This window comes from Cnuibacter physcomitrellae, from assembly GCF_014640535.1.
In the GTDB taxonomy this organism is placed as follows: Bacteria; Actinomycetota; Actinomycetes; order Actinomycetales; family Microbacteriaceae; genus Cnuibacter; species Cnuibacter physcomitrellae.
This window is the reverse complement of sequence record NZ_BMHD01000001.1, coordinates 2,211,829-2,230,379: the sequence shown is the minus strand read 5'-3', so window position 1 is coordinate 2,230,379 and position 18,551 is coordinate 2,211,829. Positions and strand designations below refer to the sequence as shown.

At 71.2% G+C, this 18,551-nt stretch carries 16 protein-coding genes; 5 read left to right on the top strand and 11 right to left on the bottom strand.

The window, feature by feature from the left end; translation table 11 throughout:
• The first annotated feature begins 23 nt into the window (after window positions 1–23).
• The 5 genes from rhaS (at window position 24) to IEX69_RS10355 (ending at window position 7,605) form a co-directional block, all read left to right on the top strand.
• Window positions 24–1,094, top strand: coding sequence for a rhamnose ABC transporter substrate-binding protein (gene rhaS / locus IEX69_RS10375; protein ID WP_085020916.1), 1,071 nt, complete (start codon window positions 24–26; stop codon window positions 1,092–1,094).
• A gap of 153 nt (window positions 1,095–1,247) precedes the next feature.
• Entirely contained in the window at window positions 1,248–2,636 is a 1,389-nt protein-coding gene (locus IEX69_RS10370; protein WP_085021603.1) for an L-fucose/L-arabinose isomerase family protein, read from the top strand.
• Window positions 2,637–2,732: 96 nt separating this feature from the next.
• The gene (rhaI, locus tag IEX69_RS10365; protein WP_085020915.1) at window positions 2,733–3,899 is read left to right on the top strand and encodes an L-rhamnose isomerase; all 1,167 of its coding nucleotides are present in this window, start codon (window positions 2,733–2,735) and stop codon (window positions 3,897–3,899) included.
• Window positions 3,900–3,998: 99 nt separating this feature from the next.
• On the top strand, window positions 3,999–6,035 hold the full coding sequence (locus IEX69_RS10360) for a bifunctional rhamnulose-1-phosphate aldolase/short-chain dehydrogenase (protein WP_085020914.1): 2,037 nt from the start codon (window positions 3,999–4,001) through the stop codon (window positions 6,033–6,035).
• Between the two features lie 136 nt (window positions 6,036–6,171).
• Window positions 6,172–7,605 carry a rhamnulokinase gene (locus tag IEX69_RS10355; RefSeq protein WP_085020913.1) on the top strand — a complete coding sequence of 478 codons (1,434 nt, stop codon included), beginning with the start codon at window positions 6,172–6,174 and terminating at the stop codon, window positions 7,603–7,605.
• A 271-nt stretch (window positions 7,606–7,876) separates the two neighbouring features.
• Here the strand turns inward: IEX69_RS10355 and IEX69_RS21265 are convergent, their stop codons facing one another.
• The 11 genes from IEX69_RS21265 to IEX69_RS10300 form a co-directional block, all read right to left on the bottom strand.
• Window positions 7,877–8,131 carry a DUF8462 domain-containing protein gene (locus IEX69_RS21265; RefSeq protein WP_506256320.1) on the bottom strand — a complete coding sequence of 85 codons (255 nt, stop codon included), beginning with the start codon at window positions 8,129–8,131 and terminating at the stop codon, window positions 7,877–7,879.
• A complete protein-coding gene (locus IEX69_RS10345) occupies window positions 8,100–8,825 on the bottom strand; it encodes a P-loop NTPase family protein (protein ID WP_085020912.1) in 726 nt (241 codons plus the stop codon). The genes IEX69_RS21265 and IEX69_RS10345 overlap by 32 nt, the downstream gene beginning before the upstream one ends.
• A gap of 10 nt (window positions 8,826–8,835) precedes the next feature.
• Window positions 8,836–9,969, bottom strand: a complete 1,134-nt coding sequence (locus IEX69_RS10340) for a hypothetical protein (RefSeq protein WP_085020911.1) — start codon at window positions 9,967–9,969, stop codon at window positions 8,836–8,838.
• Between the two features lie 158 nt (window positions 9,970–10,127).
• A complete protein-coding gene (locus tag IEX69_RS10335) occupies window positions 10,128–10,562 on the bottom strand; it encodes a cytidine deaminase family protein (RefSeq protein WP_085020910.1) in 435 nt (144 codons plus the stop codon).
• A gap of 11 nt (window positions 10,563–10,573) precedes the next feature.
• Window positions 10,574–12,013: an aldehyde dehydrogenase family protein gene (locus tag IEX69_RS10330; RefSeq protein WP_085020909.1), complete on the bottom strand. Its 1,440-nt coding sequence runs from the start codon at window positions 12,011–12,013 to the stop codon at window positions 10,574–10,576.
• 56 nt (window positions 12,014–12,069) lie between these two features.
• Window positions 12,070–12,843: an SDR family oxidoreductase gene (locus IEX69_RS10325; protein ID WP_085020908.1), complete on the bottom strand. Its 774-nt coding sequence runs from the start codon at window positions 12,841–12,843 to the stop codon at window positions 12,070–12,072.
• Entirely contained in the window at window positions 12,843–13,775 is a 933-nt protein-coding gene (locus IEX69_RS10320) for a dihydrodipicolinate synthase family protein (RefSeq protein WP_085020907.1), read from the bottom strand. Before IEX69_RS10320 ends, IEX69_RS10325 begins: the two co-directional genes overlap by 1 nt.
• Window positions 13,772–14,635, bottom strand: a complete 864-nt coding sequence (locus IEX69_RS10315; protein WP_085020906.1) for an enoyl-CoA hydratase-related protein — start codon at window positions 14,633–14,635, stop codon at window positions 13,772–13,774. Before IEX69_RS10315 ends, IEX69_RS10320 begins: the two co-directional genes overlap by 4 nt.
• Window positions 14,632–15,825 carry a CaiB/BaiF CoA transferase family protein gene (locus tag IEX69_RS10310; RefSeq protein ID WP_085021602.1) on the bottom strand — a complete coding sequence of 398 codons (1,194 nt, stop codon included), beginning with the start codon at window positions 15,823–15,825 and terminating at the stop codon, window positions 14,632–14,634. Before IEX69_RS10310 ends, IEX69_RS10315 begins: the two co-directional genes overlap by 4 nt.
• 53 nt (window positions 15,826–15,878) lie before the next feature.
• Window positions 15,879–17,243, bottom strand: a complete 1,365-nt coding sequence (locus tag IEX69_RS10305) for an FAD-dependent oxidoreductase (RefSeq protein WP_157127310.1) — start codon at window positions 17,241–17,243, stop codon at window positions 15,879–15,881.
• 7 nt (window positions 17,244–17,250) lie between these two features.
• Window positions 17,251–18,549, bottom strand: a complete 1,299-nt coding sequence (locus tag IEX69_RS10300) for an MFS transporter (RefSeq protein ID WP_085020904.1) — start codon at window positions 18,547–18,549, stop codon at window positions 17,251–17,253.
• Window positions 18,550–18,551: the final 2 nt, after the last annotated feature.

Below are 18,551 nucleotides of genomic sequence, written 5' to 3'. Positions count from 1 at the left end.
GCGTGATCCAGAGAGGAAGAACAATGGAGTTGTTTCACACACCCCACAGCCCGAAGCGGCGGGCCCGCAGGCTCGCCTCGGTAGCGGCCATCGCCACGGCGATCGCCCTGGCGGCCACGGGCTGCGCCTCCGGCGGAGGAGACGCGTCGAGCACCGACGGCGCCTCCGGCGGCGACGCAGGCACGATCGCGTTCCTGCCCAAGCAGCTCAACAACCCGTACACCGACGTGGTCCTGGGCGGCGGCGACACCGCGGCGAAGGAGATCGGCTACAACGCCGAGACCCTCGGCCCGCTCGAGGCCAGCGCCAGCGCACAGGTCCCGTTCATCGAGCAGGCCACGCAGGAGGGCGCGAACGTCATCGTCATCGCGGCCAACGACCCCGACGCGGTCGGTCCTTCGCTCAAGCAGGCCCGCGAGGGCGGCGCGAAGATCGTCGCGTTCGACTCCGACACGAACCCCGACTACCGCGACGTCTTCGTCAGCCAGGTCGTCGCCAAGGACGTGGCTCAGGTCCAGCTCGACATGATCAAGGAGCAGATCGGTGGCTCCGGCGACGTCGCCATCCTGTCTGCCACCGCGACCGCGACGAACCAGAACGAGTGGATCGCGGACATGGAGGACCTGATCGCGAACGACCCGGCCTACTCGGGCATCAACATCGTCACCAAGGTCTACGGTGACGACGACGCCGACAAGTCGTTCAAGGAGGCCCAGGGCCTGCTGCAGTCGTACCCGAACCTCAAGGGCATCATCTCGCCCACGACGGTCGGCATCGCGGCCGCAGCGAAGTACCTCTCCACCTCGGACTACAAGGGCAAGGTCGCACTGACCGGCCTGGGTCTGCCGAACGAGATGCGCTCCTTCATCAAGGACGGCACCGTCACCGAGTTCGCCCTGTGGGACCCGGCACAGCTGGGCTACGTCGCCGCGTACGCGGGCAAGGCACTCCAGGACGGCACCATCACCGGCGCCGAGGGCGACACCTTCCAGGCCGGCGACCTCGGTGAGAAGACCGTGGGCGAGAACGGCATCATCATCGTCGGCCCGCCCACGAAGTTCAACGCCGACAACATCGACGACTACGACTTCTAGTCCACTCGTCGCGCGGGAGGGACGGGTGACACTGCCCGTCCCTCCTCCCCCTCAGACCTCTCCTCCCGACCGCGGGAGCACGACAGGAGCATCATCACTGTGAACGCGCATACGGCCGCGCTGCGAGACCTCCTCCCGCCCCATCAGCGGCGCATGACCCGGATCGGACTGGTCGCGGGCGGACTGGGGACGTACTGGCCCCAGTTCCCCGACCTCCTGCCGCAGCTGCAGGAGTCGTCGAGGTACGTCTCCGAGCGGTTCCAGGCGATGGACGCCGTCGTCACCGACGTCGGCTTCATCTCCGACGCGCAGGAGGGGACGGCGGCAGCGGATCGCCTTCGCCAGGCCGACTGCGACCTGATCGTCCTGTTCCTCACGACCTACCTCACGTCGTCGATGGTCCTCCCGATCGCGCAGCGGACGAACACCCCGGTGCTCGTCATCGACCTGCAGCCGACCGAGCGGATGGACCACGCGAGCTTCGACACCGGCGCCTGGCTCGCCTACTGCGGTCAGTGCCCGGTCCCGGAGGTCGGCAACGTCTTCCGCCGCGCCGGCATCCCGTTCCGCAGCGTGTCGGGGTGGCTGCGTCAGGAGTCGGCCTGGCGCCGGATCGAGCAGTGGATCAACGCCGCCCACATCCGCGCCGCACTGCGCGACGCCCGCCACGGACTGATGGGTCATCTCTACCCGGGCATGCTCGATGTGTCGACCGATCTCACCCTGCTGCCGACGACCTTCGGATCCCACGTCGAGGTGCTCGAGTTCGACGACCTGCGCGTCCGTGTCGACGACGTGACGGACGCCGAGACGAAGGATCGCATGGAGCTCGCCCGTCGCGTCTTCACCCTCGACGAGAGCGTGGTCGACGAGGACTTCGCGTGGGGAGCCCGTGTCTCCGTCGGTCTCGACCGGCTCGTCGAGGACTTCGGCCTCGACTCCCTCGCCTACTACCACCGCGGATTGAACGGCGAGCTGCACGAGCGTCTCGGCGCGGGCATGATCCTCGGGGCATCACTGCTCACCGGTCGCGGCATCCCGGCGACGGGGGAGTACGAGCTGCGCACGACGGTCGCCCAGCTCGCGACCCAGGTCGTGGGCGCCGGCGGATCCTTCTGCGAGATCCAAGCGCTGAACTTCGAGGACGGCGTCGTCGAGATGGGTCATGACGGACCCGCGCACCTCGCCGTCTCGGCCCGGGACCCCCTGCTGCGGGGACTCGGTGTCTACCACGGCAAGCGCGGCTGGGGTGTGTCGGTCGAGTTCGACGTGCAGCACGGCCCCGTGACCCTCCTCGGTCTCGGACAGGACCGCGACGGCACCCTGTCGTTCATCGCCTCCGAGGGCGACGTGGTGCCCGGCCCGCTGCTGGCGATCGGGAACACCACGAGCCGGGTCGACTTCCACCGTGACCCTGGGGAGTGGGTCGACGAGTGGTCGGCGACGGGGATCGGGCACCACTGGTCGCTCTCGACCGGCCACCGAGCGGCCGACTACCGGGCCGCCGCGGATCTCCTCGGCATCCCGTTCCGGAGGGTCTGAGCCATGTCCGTCACCTGACCGGCCGAGCTTCCCTCCGCCTCGACGGCGCGAACCGTCGCGCCCCCTCAGACACATACCCAGGAAGGTCCTCGCACAATGGTGCAGTTCTCAGACATCGCCTCCGACCTGACGCGTCAGGCCATCGAGCTCCCGTCCTGGGCGTTCGGCAACTCGGGCACCCGTTTCAAGGTGTTCGGCACGCCCGGCACGCCCCGCACGCCGGAGGAGAAGATCGCGGATGCGGCCCAGGTCAACCGGTACACGGGCCTGGCGCCGACCGTGGCCCTCCACATCCCGTGGGACAAGGTCGACGACTACGCCGCGCTCCGGCGCTTCGCCGAGGACCTCGGGGTGACGTTCGGCACGGTCAACTCGAACACCTTCCAGGACGACGCCTACAAGTTCGGCTCGCTGACCTCCACGGATGCGTCGGTGCGGCAGAAGGCGATCGACCACCACCTGGAGTGCATCGAGATCATGCACCAGACCGGGTCGCGCGACCTGAAGATCTGGCTCGCCGACGGCACCAACTACCCGGGCCAGGGCGACATCCGCACCCGCCAGGACCTCCTGGCCGAGTCGCTGCAGACGATCTACGCCGCCCTCGGCGAGGAGCAGCGGCTGGTCCTGGAGTACAAGTTCTTCGAGCCGGCGTTCTACCACACCGACGTCCCGGACTGGGGTACGTCGTACGCCCAGGTCGCCGCGCTCGGCGATCGCGCGCTGGTCTGCCTCGACACCGGCCACCACGCGCCGGGCACGAACATCGAGTTCATCGTGGCGCAGCTGCTCCGCCTCGGGAAGCTGGGCTCGTTCGACTTCAACTCCCGCTTCTACGCCGACGACGACCTCATCGTCGGGGCCGCGGATCCGTTCCAGCTGTTCCGCATCCTGTTCGAGGTGGTCCGCGGCGGCGGGTACGACGAGGGCTCGCCGGTGGCGTTCATGCTCGACCAGTGCCACAACATCGAGGACAAGATCACGGGCCAGATGCGGTCGGTGCTGAACGTTCAGGAGATGACGGCCCGCGCGCTGCTCGTCGACCGCCCCGCGCTTCTCGAGGCGCAGAACGCGAACGACGTGCTCGCCGCCAACGGCATCCTGATGGACGCGTTCTACACCGACGTGCGTCCCGCGCTCGCCGAGTGGCGCGAGTCGCGCGGGCTGCCCGCCGATCCGATCGCCGCGTACAAGGCCTCGGGCTACCAGGAGACGATCGTGGCCGAGCGCGCCGGAGGCGTGCAGGCCGGCTGGGGCGCGTAGCCCTCCTCACACCTCCGCCGTGCGTTCGTGGTGGGCGCACGGCGGAACCCACTCCTCGCCGATCCGGTCGGCGACGCAGCACAGAACCGAAGGATGACGATGACCAACCCCGCCGCAGCCGACCTGATCGCGCGGTCCAACCGCCTCGGCGCCGATCCCCGCAACACGAACTACGCCGGCGGCAACACCTCCGCGAAGGGCCTGGAGAAGGACCCGGTGACGGGCGAGGACGTCGAGCTCATGTGGGTGAAGGGCTCCGGAGGCGACCTCGGGACCCTCACCGAGTCGGGGCTCGCCGTGCTGCGCGTCGACCGGCTGCGCGCCCTGCAGAACGTCTACCCGGGGGTGGAGCGCGAGGACGAGATGGTCGCCGCGTTCGATCACACGCTCTTCGGCAAGGGCGGCGCGGCGCCGTCGATCGACACCGCGATGCACGGGCTGGTGGATGCGGCCCACGTCGACCACCTGCACCCCGACTCCGGCATCGCGATCGCGACGGCCGCCGATGGCGAGGCGCTCACGCGGACGATCTTCGGCGACAGGGTCGTCTGGGTGCCGTGGCGCCGCCCCGGGTTCCAGCTCGGCGTCGACATCGCCGCGATCAAGGCGGCGAACCCGCAGGCGATCGGCACCATCCTCGGCGGTCACGGCATCACCGCCTGGGGCGACACCAGCGACGAGGCGGAGCGCCACAGCCTCTGGATCATCGAGACCGCCGCCGCGTACATCGCCGAGCACGGGCGTCCCGACCCGTTCGGCCCCGCCCTCGACGGGTACGGCGCGCTGCCCGAGGCGGAGCGACGGGCGAAGGCGGCGGCGCTGGCCCCGACCCTCCGCGGGCTCGCCTCGACCGACAGGGCGCAGGTCGGATCCTTCACCGACTCCGAGTTCGTGCTCGACTTCCTGGCCTCCGCCGAGCATCCGCGCCTGGCCGCGCTCGGCACGAGCTGCCCCGACCACTTCCTCCGCACCAAGGTCAAGCCGCTGGTGCTCGACCTGCCCGCCGACGCCTCGGTCGAGGACTCGATCGCGCGCCTCAAGGAGCTGCACGCGCAGTACCGGAAGGACTACCAGGCGTACTACGACGCCCACGCGACCGCCGACTCGCCCGCGATCCGCGGCGCCGACCCGGCCATCGTCCTCATCCCGGGCGTCGGGATGTTCTCCTACGGGGCGAACAAGCAGACCGCGCGGGTGGCCGGCGAGTTCTACGTCAACGCCATCAACGTCATGCGCGGCGCCGAGGCCCTGTCCACGTACTCCCCGATCTCGGATGCGGAGAAGTTCCGCATCGAGTACTGGGCGCTCGAGGAGGCCAAGCTCCAGCGGATGCCCGCGCCGAAGAGCCACGCGACCCGCATCGCGCTGGTCACGGGCGCCGCGTCGGGGATCGGGAAGGCCATCGCCACCCGGCTCGCCGCCGAGGGCGCCTGCGTCGTCATCGCCGACCTGGACCTGGCGAAGGCCCAGGCTGCTGCGGCCGAGCTGGGCGGCACGGACGTCGCGATCGGGGTGCAGGCGGACGTGACCAGCGAGGCCGACATCGAGGCGGGCATCCGCGCCGCGCTGCTGCAGTTCGGCGGCCTCGACCTCGTCGTCAACAACGCCGGGCTCTCGATCTCGAAGCCGCTGCTCCAGACCACCGAGAAGGACTGGGACCTCCAGCACGACGTCATGGCCAAGGGGTCGTTCCTCGTCTCCAAGGCCGCGGCGCGCGTGCTGATCGAGCAGGACATGGGCGGCGACATCGTCTACATCTCGTCGAAGAACTCCGTGTTCGCCGGCCCCAACAACATCGCGTACTCGGCCACCAAGGCCGACCAGGCCCACCAGGTGCGGCTCCTCGCCGCCGAGCTCGGCGAGTACGGTGTGAAGGTCAACGGCATCAACCCCGACGGCGTCGTCCGCGGATCGGGCATCTTCGCCGGCGGCTGGGGTGCGAAGCGCGCCGCCGTCTACGGCGTGCCGGAGGAGGAGCTCGGCGCCTACTACGCCCAGCGCACCCTCCTCAAGCGCGAGGTGCTGCCCGACCACGTCGCGAACGCGGTCGCCGTCCTCACCGGCGCCGACATGACGCACACCACGGGCCTGCACGTCCCCGTCGACGCCGGCGTCGCCGCCGCCTTCCTCCGATGACCCTGCCCGATCCCCCGTCGCCTCCGGGGTTTGTCCGGGTTTCCGCTCGCAATCGCGGAATTCGCGACGGAAACCTGGACAAAGCCGGGGTGGGAGTGCGTGCCGCGGGCGGACCGCGGGGCGGGGAGGTGCTGCCGTGACGGCGGCGGTCGCGGCGGTCGACCTCGGGGCGACGTCCGGGCGCGTGATGCTCGGGTACGTGGGGCACGACGAGATCCGTCTCGTGCCGGTCGCGCGGTTCCCGAACACCCCCGTGCGCATCCGCGATGGACTGCACTGGAACATCCTCGAGCTGTACCGCAGCATCACCGCCGGGCTCACCTCCGCGGTGCGGGAGGAGCCCGAGCTGCGGAGCATCGGCGTCGACTCCTGGGCCGTCGACTACGCGCTCCTGTCCGGCGATCGGATGCTCGGCACGCCGTACCACTACCGCGACTCCCGCGCCGAGCGGGGTGTCGCGGCCACGCACGCGCGTGTGCCGTTCGACGAGCTGTACCGGGCGAACGGGCTGCAGCACCTGCCGTTCACGACCCTCTACCAGCTCGCCGCGGAGGCCCAGGACGGGTGGCTCGACCGCGCCGACTCGATGCTCCTGATCCCCGACCTCGTCGCGTTCTGGCTGACCGGCGAGAAGCGGGCGGAGTACACGAACGCGTCCACCACGGGCCTCCTGGACGTCCGCCGTCGCACCTGGGACGACGGCCTCCTCGAGCGGCTTGGACTGCCCGCGAGGATCCTGCCCGAGCTCGTCGAGCCGGGCACCATCGTCGGAGACCTGCTGCCGGACGTCGCCACCGAGTTCGGCGCGGGGCGCCCGCTGCCCGTGACGGCGATCGGCTCACACGACACCGCATCCGCCGTCGCGGCCGTCCCCGCGACCAGCGAGCACTTCGCCTACATCTCGAGCGGCACCTGGTCGCTCGTCGGCGTCGAGCTCGACGCGCCGGTGCTGACGGACGAGAGCCGCGCCGCGAACTTCACCAACGAGGGCGGCGTCGACGGGCGGATCCGCTACCTGCAGAACGTCTCCGGGCTGTGGCTGCTCTCCGAGTCGGTCCGCACCTGGGAGCGTGAGACGGGGGAGAGCATCGACCTCCCGACCCTCCTCGCCGAGGCAGCGCGCGTGCCGGCGGACTCGGTCGCCACCTTCGAGGCGGGCGACCCCGTCTTCATCGCACCGGGGGACATGCCCGAGCGCATCGCCTCCTGGTGCTCGGACCGGGGGATGCGGGCACCGCGGTCGCGCGCCGAGGTGGTGCGCAGCATCCTCGAGAGCCTCGCCGAGGCCTATGCCGTCTCGCTCCGGCTCGCGTCCGAGCTCTCCGGCACGCGCATCGACGTGGTGCACATCGTCGGCGGCGGCTCGCAGAACGAGCTGCTCTGCCAGCTCACCGCCGACCGCACCGGCTTGCCCGTGCTCGCCGGTCCCGTCGAGGCGACCGCCCTCGGCAACGTCCTCCTCCAGGCGCGCGCTCACGGCCTGGTCCCCGCCGACGCCTCCCTCGAGGCGCTGCGCGCACTCGTCGCCCGCACGTACCCGCCTCGCCGCTACACCCCGTCCGCGCCCTGAGCTCGACGGGGACGGGGCGCGGGGCCTCGCGGTGCCCGTGCTGCGGGTTGCGCCCGTCGAGAGGCGGGAGAGCGGCGAATGGGCCCCACTTAGCCCGTCGAGAGGGCGGAACCCGCATCACGGCGTCGACGGCGGCGACGGCGGCGACTGCCTGCTCGTCGGGCACGCCGCCGCGCGAGACGTTCACCAGCGTCGCTCCGGAGGGCACCCGCCGAGGAGGGCGGCATCGTCGGCCGGATCGTCCATACCCTCGACGCCGATCCCCCGAGGATCAGTCGCGCTGTTCGTTGATGTAGGCCGTGAAACCGGGGACCGTGAAGGACAAGCGGCCGTGCCTACTGGCATCGATGATCCCCTTGCCGAGCAGTCGATCACGCGGCACCGAGATCGCCTGGGTCGTCTTGCCCATCTTGGCGGCGATATCCTCGCGCTTGACGTCGACACCCCCGAGCGACGCGATAGCGGCGAGGAGTTCCCGCTGTCCCTTCGAGGAGTTACGCCATCGAGAGGCGAAGAGTGAACGCATCTTCTCGTCGACGTAGGCCCGCTGCGGCCACGCCGATTCTCATGGCCTGCTCTTCCCAGACGACGCCGAGCTCGGAGGCGGGCCGTTGGAGTGCTGTCGCGGCGCCTCCGTCGTCGATTCCGAAGAGCTCGACGAAGTCGAACCGCTCGCCGAACGTGACGGCGCCAGTGATGTGGTCCTGGCTCCCGGGCAGGCCGACGGTGAAGAGACCTGCCGCCGGCGGATTCTTCGCGCTGGCCAGCTCCTGCCACGCCACCGCGATCGTCCTCAGGCTGGCCTTGTCGGCCGCCTGGATCTCGTCTACCAGGATCACGAGTCCGCCGCCGTCCTCTTCACGGGCAGCTTCTGCGATGTCAGAGACGACACTCATGAAGACCTTGCCCGCAGCCGACGCACTCTGCTGATTCGGCTTGAGTGTGACGCCGGCCTTGACCGGGCCTCCTCCGATCGTGACCGTCGCGCTGTCGATGAGCTCGACGAGCTCCTTGAGACGCTTGGTCTTCGGCAGGACCTTCCGGAGCTCGTCCAGGATAGAGGCTGCCAGGTTCTCGCCGTCGACCGCTGTCACCCAGACGGTCCTGATGCCGTAACGCTGGAAGAGGCGTTCCGCCTCCCTCAGCAGAGGCGTCTTGCCTACTCCTCTGGCCGCGTAGTCCACCCGGACGCTGCCTACGAGCGTCTGGTCGACTCTCACACGACGACGTTCACTTGTCGTCGATCACCGACATGAATCCGGCGAAGGCGAAGATCGCGGGCACGGCGTAGAGCAGGACGAGCGCGAGCACCCAACCCATCCGGCCCAGGGCCGGCCACAGGCCACGGCTCTTGTAGGCCCTCTGGAGGCGGCGGCCGTCGGGTCCGATCAGGCGCACCGGCCGCATCTGCTGGGACGGCACGCGGTCATCGCGGTAGGCCGCCGCGCGCTTGGCCAGGCGCACTGCCACTCCGTCGAGGATCGTCCTCACCCGGGTCCACGCGGCCGGGTCGGAGTAGTCGGCGGCGATCGGGGTCGACAACACCACGAGGTCGTCGATGATCTCCACGTCGAAGACGGAGGCGTCGTCGATGAGGGCGGCCATCACATCCGGGGTCAGCGCGTAGAGGGCGTCGGTCGCGTAGCCGTCGGGCGCGTAGGCGGCGAAGTAGCGGTCGAAGTCGCCCTCGAGCGAGAGCCGCTGGCTCCTGTCCACACTGCTGGCGAGGTCGCCCGGCGCGCGACCGTTCGCGAGGGAGTCGAGATAGATGTGGGGCAGGGCCGAGGGCAGCCTCACGGCGATGTAGGAGTGCGCGACGGGCCTGCCGTGCAACCCGGTGCGGTAGACGAGGTCGCCGAACTCGACGCCGGCGTCCGGGGCCGCGAAGCGCGGGAATGCGGATGCGCGGGGCGCGGGCCGGGCGGTGAGCGCGGGCAGGGGCGCTCTCGACAGCGGCCGTGACTCGAAGCCGTTGGCGAGGGCGGTGAGCGTCTGGCGCCATTCCGCGAGGCGGGCACGCGGCGACGGCGGGCGCTTCGACCACCGGCGAAGCAGGAGGGTCCCGGCGATCCCCGCCGCGAGCACCAGCACGGAGATGGCGAGGTCGCGGTAGTCGTCCGGCCCCGTGCGATTGTCACCGTAGCCGTCGACGCGGATGCCGATGACCATGAACACGACGAAGCAGTACCAGAGCAGGATGCTCCCACTGAGGTGCACGAGCATCCGTCGCCAGGTGGGGAGCCAAGGCGGGCGGGCGCTCGCACGGTGCTGCGCCATGGCGGAGGCCACCTCGACGGGCGGTGCGGTGAGGTACCGGGTGTCGAACGACGCGGCTCGATCGTTCGCCCTGCTCCAGCTCCGCACGCCCCACCCCGTCCGCGGTACTGTCGCGTACCGGATTCACCAGCCTGCCACACCCCCGCTCGGCTCGGAGAGACCGGGCGTCGCCGCCCGTGCGCATCCACCCCAGCTGGGCGGGGGCCTCATCGGGTGGAGGTCGCGAGCTCAGAGGTCACGCAACCTCAGTCGTAGGGGCGCGCCCTCACCCAGGGCATCGGGAGGAGCTCGGCCGGGCGGACGAGCCCGACCCGACCGCCGCCGAGATCGGCGATGACCTCGAGGTCGTCGCCGAAGACGGGCACGATCTCGCGACAGACGCCGCAGGGGTTGATGACCACCCCGGCGCCGGACGGATCGAGGCCGACCGCGACCATCCGCCGGATCCCCGCCTCGCCCGCCATCTTCGCGTTCGCGATGGCGGTGGTCTCGGCGCAGATGCTGACGCGCGGGCTGAGCAGGCTGAGGCCCAGGTAGACCGCGCCCGACGTGCCCTCCGCCGCGGCCGCCACTCGGTGAGTACCGGGGTCATGCGCCTCGACCAGGAGGGCGCTCGCCGCGGCGATCAGCTCGCGGTCGTGAGGCTGCAGGTCCCGGTCGTCCGTGCTGTGCGCATCCATCGTGGTCGTCCTCACACCCCGGTGTAGACGGTCTTGCCCCAGGTGAAGAAGTCGAGGGCCGTGGCGCCCTGCTCCCGGAAGGTGTTCGTCGACGAGTCCTTGACCCCGCCGAACGGGACGTTGAGGTCGAGGCCGGCGGTGGGCCGGTTCACCTTGACCACCCCCGCCTGCACCCGCTCCGAGAAGTCGGTGGCACGGGCGAGGCTGTCGGTGACGATGCCGGCCGTCAGCCCGTAGGGCGAGTCGTTCACCGCCGCGAGCCCCGACTCGTAGTCGTCGGTCGGAAGGACGGCGACCACCGGGCCGAAGACCTCCTCGGTGACGACGGGGTCGTCGCCGGCGACGTCGGTGAGGACGGCGGGGGAGAGGGCGAGACCCTCGGCCCTGCCGCCGGTCACGAGGCGACCGCCCCGTGACGCGGCGCCGGAGATCGCCTCGAGGTCCTTTTCGAGCTGCTGCTCGCTCACCACCACGCCCATCGTCGTGCCGGCGTCGAGGCCGTCGCCCGGGGTGTGCGCCCGCGCGGCGGCGCCGAGCTCGTCGACCAGGGCCGAGAGCACACCCGGCGTCGCGTACACGCGAGACGTCGCTGTGCAGGCCTGACCGGTCAGACCGAACCCGCCCGCGGCGACCACCTGCGCGGCCCGATGCGGGTCGGCGTCGTCGAGCACGAGCACCGCGTTCTTCCCGCCCATCTCGAGCTGGACCCGGGCCCGCCTCGCGCTGAGCACCCCGTGCAGCCCCAGACCCACCGCGGTGGAGCCGGTGAACGACAGCCCCGCGATCCGTCGATCGTGCGCGAGCGCATCCCCGACGATCGACCCCTTCCCGTGAACGATGTTGAGCACGCCGGCCGGCAGCCCGGCCTCGACGAGCGCAGCCGCGAGGTGGGAGGCCGACGCCGGCGTGAGCTCGGCCGGCTTGAGGACGACGGAGTTGCCGGCGAGCAGGGCCGGCGCCGTCTTCCACGCCGGGATCGCGATCGGGAAGTTCCACGGGGTGATCAGGCCCACCACGCCGAGCGGCTCCCGCCGCGTGTGGATGGTGGTCCCGGGCGTGGCGCTCGGCAGCACCTGTCCGCTGGCGGCCCAGCCGAGCCCCCCGAAGAACCGCAGGACGTCGATCGCGCGTCCGACCTCCCCGGTCGCCTCGGCGAGCGTCTTCCCCTCCTCGCGCACGAGGTCGGCGGCGACGTCGCTGCGGCGCTCGCGGAGGATCTCGCCGGCGGCCAGCAGGATCGCGCCGCGGGCGGGAAGCGGCAGGGCGGCCCATCCCGGCTGGGCGTCCACCGCGGCGGTGATGGCCTCATCGACCTGATCGGCCGAGGACGACGGGGCGACGGAGGCCACCTCGTCGGGGCGGGCGGGGTTGCGGCGCTCGAAGTCGGCGTCGCCGACCCACTCCCCTCCGATGAGGTTGCGGGCGCGGGTGGTGGTCTGGACGGTGCTCATGGTGCTCCTCGGGGTGGTTCTGGTGTGTCTGTCGTGGTGATGCCCGGGCGGTCGCCTCAGAGCACGGGGACGAGTCCGCCGTCGCAGCGGAGCGCGACCCCCGTGATGTACGAGGCCCGCTCGCTGCAGAGGAAGGCGGCGGCGGCCCCGAACTCGTCGGGCCGTCCGTAGCGGCGGGCGGGGATGCTCGATCGCGACTCCTCCTGCACCGTCTCGAGGTCGAGACCGCGGCGCACGGCCGCGGCGGCGTCGAGCGATGCGGTGCGATCCGTCGCGATCCGGCCCGGCAGCAGCAGGTTCGCCGTGATGCCGTCGGCCGCGACCTCGCCCGCGAGCGTCTTGAGGTACGCGGCGAGGGCGGCCCGGGCGACGTTCGAGGCCGCGAGCCCGGGCAGCGGAGCGACGACCCCGCTCGACCCCACGGCCAGGATGCGCCCCCAGCCCCCCACGGTCATCGCCGGGAGCGCCGCCGCGATCATCCGCTGCTGCGGGAGGAAGAGTCGCGCGGCGGCGGCCTCGAACGCCTCGGCGCTCGTCGCGCGCGCGGTGCTGGGCGCCGGACCCGGCCCGTTGGTGACGAGGATGTCGACCGGTCCCAGGGTCGCAGCGACCTCGTCGATCACGCGGCCCGGGGCATCCGGGTCGTCGACGTCCAGCTCGCGGGCCACCGCACCGGGCAGGTCCGCGGCCGCCTGCCGCGCCTTCTCGAGCGACCGGCCGGTGACGACGACGCGGGCGCCCTCTGCCGCGAGGGCGGTCGCGACCGCGAGTCCGAGCCCTCCCGTCGAGGCCGCGACGAGCGCGATCCTGCCCTCGATCCCGAGGTCCATCAGCGGCTCACCCCCGCGGCGGCCCGGAGTCCGAGCGCGAGCCCCACCTCGAGCTCGAGCTCTGCGAGATGGGCCTCCACCGCCGGAGCGAGCGCCTCGGGGAAGGCGACCGCGGGCGGGCGGGCTCCCGCCTCCGCGATGAGCCCGCGTCGACGCAGGAGCTCCTTGCGCACGGCGAGGGCGATGCGCGGCTGCTGCTCGAGGTTGATGAGGGGCAGGTAGGGCATGAGCGCGGCCCGGGCGGCGGCGAAGCCGTGTTCGTTCCAGGCCGTGATGCACGCCAGCAGTCCCTCGGGAGCGGAGAACCCGGTCATCGCCCCGGCGGCCCCCGCCTGCAGCTCGTCGAGGAGTCCCTGCCCGCCCAGGCCGCCGAAGACCGGGACGTCGAGGCGCGCGGTGAGGGCGGCGATGGCCACGCTCGTGGGAGGCGCCTCGGACTTCACCGCGACGACGAACGGACACGCCTCGACGATCGCGGCGAGGTCGCCGCCCGGGATCGAGACGCCGCTCGCGACGGGGTAGTCCTGCAGGACGACTCCCACGCCCAGGCTGTCGTGCACGGCCGTCAGATGCTCGATCACCTGACCCGGCCGGGCCGACGACACCTGGAGCATGACCCCGGCGAGCCGATCGCCGACGACCTCGAGGGCGAGCGCCGCCTCCTCGAGTGCGGGCCTCGTCGCCAGCGACGTCAGACCGGCGACGACGGGCAGCTCGGTGGCGTCCACCACCGTGGCCAGCACGTCGGCGCGCTCGCGGGGGGCGAGGCTCGCGGCCTCGCCGAAGACGCCCAGCACGGTGAGGCCTGTCGCTCCGATGCGCTCGTAGTGGCGGGCGAGCGCGGCGACGCTCTCACGGTCGACATCGAGGTCGGCGCCGCGGAAGGGCGTGGCGAGCACTCCCCAGACTCCGGGGGCGAGTGGTGTGGTCATCGGTTCTCCTCCTGTGGTTCTGATGGGGACGGGGCGCCGTTCGGTGCCGACCCCGATGCCGCGGCGGTGCGATCCCACGACGGCGGCCGCTTCTCCTGGAACGCGCGCACTCCCTCGTCCTGCTCGGCGCCCTGCAGGGCCTCGGCGAGAGCGGGCACGAGCATCGCGCGCGCCTCGTGCGGGGCGAGGTGCGCCGTGCGGGTGACCATCTGCTTCACCGCTCGCACCGAGGAGGGCGCGCAACGCAGGATGTCGGCCACCCAGCGGTCGACGGCGGCGTCGAGCTCGGCGGCGGGCACGACCTCGTTGATCAGCCCAGCGGCGTGCAGCTCGGCCGCGGTCGCCTTCCGGCCGGTGAGCAGCATCCCCATCGCGACCGTGTGCGGCAGCCGCTGCGTGAGCAGCGCGATGCCGCCGTCGAGGGCCAGCCTGCCGACCCGTGGCTCGGTCAGTCCGAGCTGGGCGTGCTCCGCGGCGACCACGATGTCGGCGCCGAGCACCATCTCGAGGCCGCCGCCCAGCGCATAGCCGTTGACCCGGGCGATGACGGGCACGTCGAGGGTGCGCCGCAGGCTCAGACCGCCGAAGCCGTTCGGATCCATGTCCGCCCAGTACTCGAGGCCGGTCTTGGCGACACCCTCCGCCGACATGTCGGCGCCCACGCTGAAGGCCCGGTCTCCTGCGCCCGTGATCACCACGACCCGCACGGACGGGTCCGTCTCGATCTCGGCCCAGATCCGGTTGAGACGATCGTGGGTGGCCGCGTCGACGGCGTTGAGGACCCGCGGCCGATCGAGCGTGACCCGGGCCACCCCGTCCCGCAGCGAGAACCGGACGCCGTCCGTCTCGGACGCGCTCACCGCAGCACCCCGTCGGCGCGCAGCCGCCCGATGGTGTCCTCGTCGACGCCGTACTCGCGGAGGATCTCGGCGTTGTGCTCGCCGAGCCGTGGCGCGACGCGGCGGACGGATGCGGGTGTCGCCGAGAGCCGGATCGGCACGTTGAGCATCTTCACCGGTCCGACCGTCGGATGCTCCGCCTCCACGATCATCCGATTGGCCGTGGTCTGCGGGTCGTCGAGCGCCTGGGCGAGCGAGTGCACGGGGGCGTTGAGCAGGCCCTCCTCCTCGAGACGGTCGCACCAGGACGCGGTGGTGTCGGTGGCGAAGCGCTCGGCGAAGATGCGGTGCAGCTCGGGCTTGGCCGCGAACTGCTGCTCGAGCGTCTGGAGGTCGGGCCGCTCGCCGAGGTCCTCCTCGAGCCCCAGCGCCCGGGACAGGTGGTGGAGCGGGTTCGTCGTGAAGCCCCCGACGAGGCAGAGCGCGCCGTCGGAGGTCTCGAACACGCCGCTCAGGGGCATCTCGGCCCAGTTCACCTCGTATCCGCGGTTGAGCTGCATGCACGCCTCCTGCATCTGCATGTGCAGCATCGAGTCGTACATGGTGACCTCCACGCGCTGGCCGAGCCCGGTGCGGTCACGGCTCCGGAGGGCGAGCAGGATGCCCTGCAGCAGGTGCATCCCCGTGGTGTAGTCGGCCAGCGTCGTCGGGTACATGGTCAGCGGGGTGTCGGGCGACTCCCGCCGCCACATGACGCCCGAGTAGGCCTGGGCGATCGCATCCTGCCCGCCCTTGTGGGCGTAATGGCCCTCGGTGCCGAACCCGGTGCCCGAGGCCCAGATCAGACCGGGGTTGTCGCGGGAGAGCTCCTCGTACCCGAACCCCATCCGCTCCATCACGCCGTGCCGGAAGTTGCTCACCACGACGTCGGCGTCGGCGATGATCCCGCGGAGGAGCGCACGGCCCTCCTCCTGCCGGGTGTCCACCGACAGGCTGCGCTTGTTGCGGTTGATGGACAGGAAGATCGGGTTGTCCTGCCCGTCCGGGTCGGGGAACGAGTTCCGTGAGATGTCGCCGAGTCCCGGCCGCTCGACCTTGATCACGTCGGCGCCGAAGTCGCCGAGCAGCTGCGTGGCGCTCGGCCCCATGTACACCTGGGTGAAGTCGACCACGGTGAGTCCCGCCAGCGGGAGCGCCGCATCCGGTGTCATGTCCTCCTCCTTCTCGACCTGTGCACGCGTTCTCTCCTCGAGGGTCGGACCGGTCATGCGCTGACCACAGCGTCCGCGTCCAGGGTGGCGTTGGCCGCGGGGACGTCGCCGGGGTCGGCCCCGTGGCGTCGCATCCCGACCTGGATGTCGGCCGCGGGCACGTCGCGGACGAGGACGCCCGAGTCGACCGCGAGGGCCGCGGCCACGCCGACCGCCTGACCCATCGCCATGCACGGCGGGATCTCCCGAGACGACTTCTGAGCGTCGGGGGTGGCGGAGTAGTGGCGGCCGGCGACCAGCAGCTGGTCGACCTCGCGGGGCAGGAGCGACCGGTACGGGTAGTAGTAGTCCCGGCCTCGGGCGACCGAGTCGGCGAAGTGCCGACGGGAGGTGACGTCGTCCTTGGTCATGACGTACTCGCCCTCGAGCAGTCGCGTCTGCCGGACCCCCATCTGGGGTGCGGCGTCGATGACGTAGCAGTCGGCGAACCCGGGCAGGTGCTCCTTGACGTGGGCCACGGCCTCGACGATGCGGTCCCTGGCTGCGAACTCGGCCCGCGTGAGGTCGTCCGGGTCGGAGCCGTCGAATCCGGTCATGTGCGGCGCGTTGCACCAGACCACGCCGGGCAGCGGGGTCTTCAGCCACCACAGCTCCCACGCCCCGCCGAGCAGCCGCTTGATGGTCCGGTTGATCGCGCGGGCCTCCTTCGGGTTCTCCTGCTCGAACCGCTCGGCTGCCTCGGTGTCGACGCCGCCGAGGCGGAACACCAGGGTGGTGAGGTAGCTGTCGCGGATGTGGCTTGCTCCTGCCCGCGACGCCACGTCGATGTCGCCCGTCGTGTCGATGACGACCGAGCCGAGGTAGGCGCGGGGACCGGCCTTCGTCTCGCAGACGACGCCCTTCATGACGCCGTCCTCGACGATGGGCCGGCTGAACCAGGCGTGCAGCACGAGATCGACGCCGGACTCGCGCACGAGGTCGTTGGAGACCCGCTTCCAGCCATCCGGATCGAACGCGGCGGCGTAGCAGATCGGCTTCGGCTGGGTGTGCGAGTGGAAGTCGAAGAGGCCGTACCGGCCCCAGCGGTTCCAGGTCTCGCGGGAGGCGCGGCGGTCCTCCTCGGGGGCCACGACGACGAGGCCGAGGCGGTCGAGGCGCTCGATGTACTCCGACACGATGCCGGTCACCGAGATCTCGGGCCCGTTCACCATGTCGTCCAGCACGAGCACCATGCCGCCGCTGGCCAGGCCGCCCAGGTACGGGTAGCGCTCGATGAGGGTGACGGAGGCGCCGGAGCGGGCCGCGGTGACCGCTGCGGAGACACCGGCCGGGCCGCCGCCGACGACGATGACGTCGGAGGTCGACGCGACGGGGACGTCCAGATCGGCGGGGCGGATGCGGAGATCGAGGGCTGTCATGGGGTACTCACTTTCCGACGAAGAGTCCATTGCGCGACCGCGCAAGGACGTAGAACAGCACGCTGAGCGCGCAGAGCACGGCGACGTAGGTGGGGAACACCCAGGTCAGACCGAGCGACTGCAGCCAGACGAGCAGGTACGAGGCGGTGCCGCCGAACAGGGCCACGCCGATGCCGTAGCCGAGGGCCACTCCGGCGCCGCGGGAGGCCTTCGGCAGGAGCGACGTGGCGACGACGTTGTAGAGGGTCATGTTGAAGACCAGGACGATCGAGCCGCCGAGGAGGACGAGTGCGAAGCCGCCGATCCCGGGCGAGACGTAGGCCAGCATGAGGAACACCGACGGGATCGCCAGGAGCCGCGCGATGACGAACCACTTCGAGAGCGGCCGGCCGTCCACGAACCTCCCGACCACCCAGCTGCCGACGACCATGATGACGCCCAGCGCGGTGGTGAGGGCGAAGACCGCGGTCGCGTCCTCCTTGAAGCCGCTTCGCGCGGCGCTCGGGAGGCCGGTGTTCCAGGCGTAGCTGTACGCCTGCACGGCGCCGACCACGAAGATCACGGCGAGCACGCCGAGCCAGTTCCTGCGGACGCCGGACCACACGGATCCGGTGGTCGACGCGGCCATCTCGTCGGCCTTCAACGTCTCGGGGAGGGTGCGACGCAGGTACAGGACGACGACGCCCAGGGCGGCCCCGACGAGGAACGGGATGCGCCAGCCCCACTCGCCCATCACCTCGCTGCCGAGGGCCAGGCTGCAGAAGAAGCTGACGAGGGAGGCCAGCAGGATGCCGAGGTTGACGTACACGGAGATGACCCCCGCGACCATGCCCTCCCTGCCCTCCGGGGCCAGCTCGACGGCGTGGGCGGTCGAGAGGGGCGCCTCGATCCCGGTCGAGATGCCCTGCACGATCCGGCAGAGCAGCAGGATCAGGCCGGACCAGATCCCGATCTGCTCGTACGTGGGCGTGAAGGCGATCACGAGGGTGGCGACGGCGATCATGCCGACCGAGAGGAGCATCACTCGTCGGCGGCCGATCTTGTCGGCGAGCGTGCCGAGGATGATGCCGCCCAAGGGCCGGAAGGCGAACCCGACGGCGAAGATGGACAGCGCACCGAGCGTGGCGGTGACGGCGTTGTCGGAGGGGAAGAAGTTCGGGCCGATGAACGCGGAGAGCAGGCCGAAGAGCATCCAGTCGTACCACTCGAGCGTGTTGCCGAGGCCGAGGCTGAACAGCCCTCGGCGGACCTCGGGGGAGAAGCGCGGGCGGGTGGAGGTGGAGGAGGTGGTGCCGGTGTCGATCATGA

Bases quoted from the DNA above. Each gene is read 5' to 3' on its own strand.
- rhaS (WP_085020916.1), top strand. From the start codon at position 24: ATGGAGTTGTTTCACACACCCCACAGCCCGAAGCGGCGGGCCCGCAGG.
- IEX69_RS10370 (WP_085021603.1), top strand. From the start codon at position 1,248: ATGACCCGGATCGGACTGGTCGCGGGCGGACTGGGGACGTACTGGCCC.
- rhaI (WP_085020915.1), top strand. From the start codon at position 2,733: ATGGTGCAGTTCTCAGACATCGCCTCCGACCTGACGCGTCAGGCCATC.
- IEX69_RS10360 (WP_085020914.1), top strand. From the start codon at position 3,999: ATGACCAACCCCGCCGCAGCCGACCTGATCGCGCGGTCCAACCGCCTC.
- IEX69_RS21265 (WP_506256320.1), bottom strand. From the start codon at position 8,131: ATGCGTTCACTCTTCGCCTCTCGATGGCGTAACTCCTCGAAGGGACAG.
- IEX69_RS10335 (WP_085020910.1), bottom strand. From the start codon at position 10,562: ATGGATGCGCACAGCACGGACGACCGGGACCTGCAGCCTCACGACCGC.
- IEX69_RS10330 (WP_085020909.1), bottom strand. From the start codon at position 12,013: ATGAGCACCGTCCAGACCACCACCCGCGCCCGCAACCTCATCGGAGGG.
- IEX69_RS10325 (WP_085020908.1), bottom strand. From the start codon at position 12,843: ATGGACCTCGGGATCGAGGGCAGGATCGCGCTCGTCGCGGCCTCGACG.
- IEX69_RS10320 (WP_085020907.1), bottom strand. From the start codon at position 13,775: ATGACCACACCACTCGCCCCCGGAGTCTGGGGAGTGCTCGCCACGCCC.
- IEX69_RS10310 (WP_085021602.1), bottom strand. From the start codon at position 15,825: ATGACACCGGATGCGGCGCTCCCGCTGGCGGGACTCACCGTGGTCGAC.
- IEX69_RS10305 (WP_157127310.1), bottom strand. From the start codon at position 17,243: ATGACAGCCCTCGATCTCCGCATCCGCCCCGCCGATCTGGACGTCCCC.
- IEX69_RS10300 (WP_085020904.1), bottom strand. From the start codon at position 18,549: ATGATCGACACCGGCACCACCTCCTCCACCTCCACCCGCCCGCGCTTC.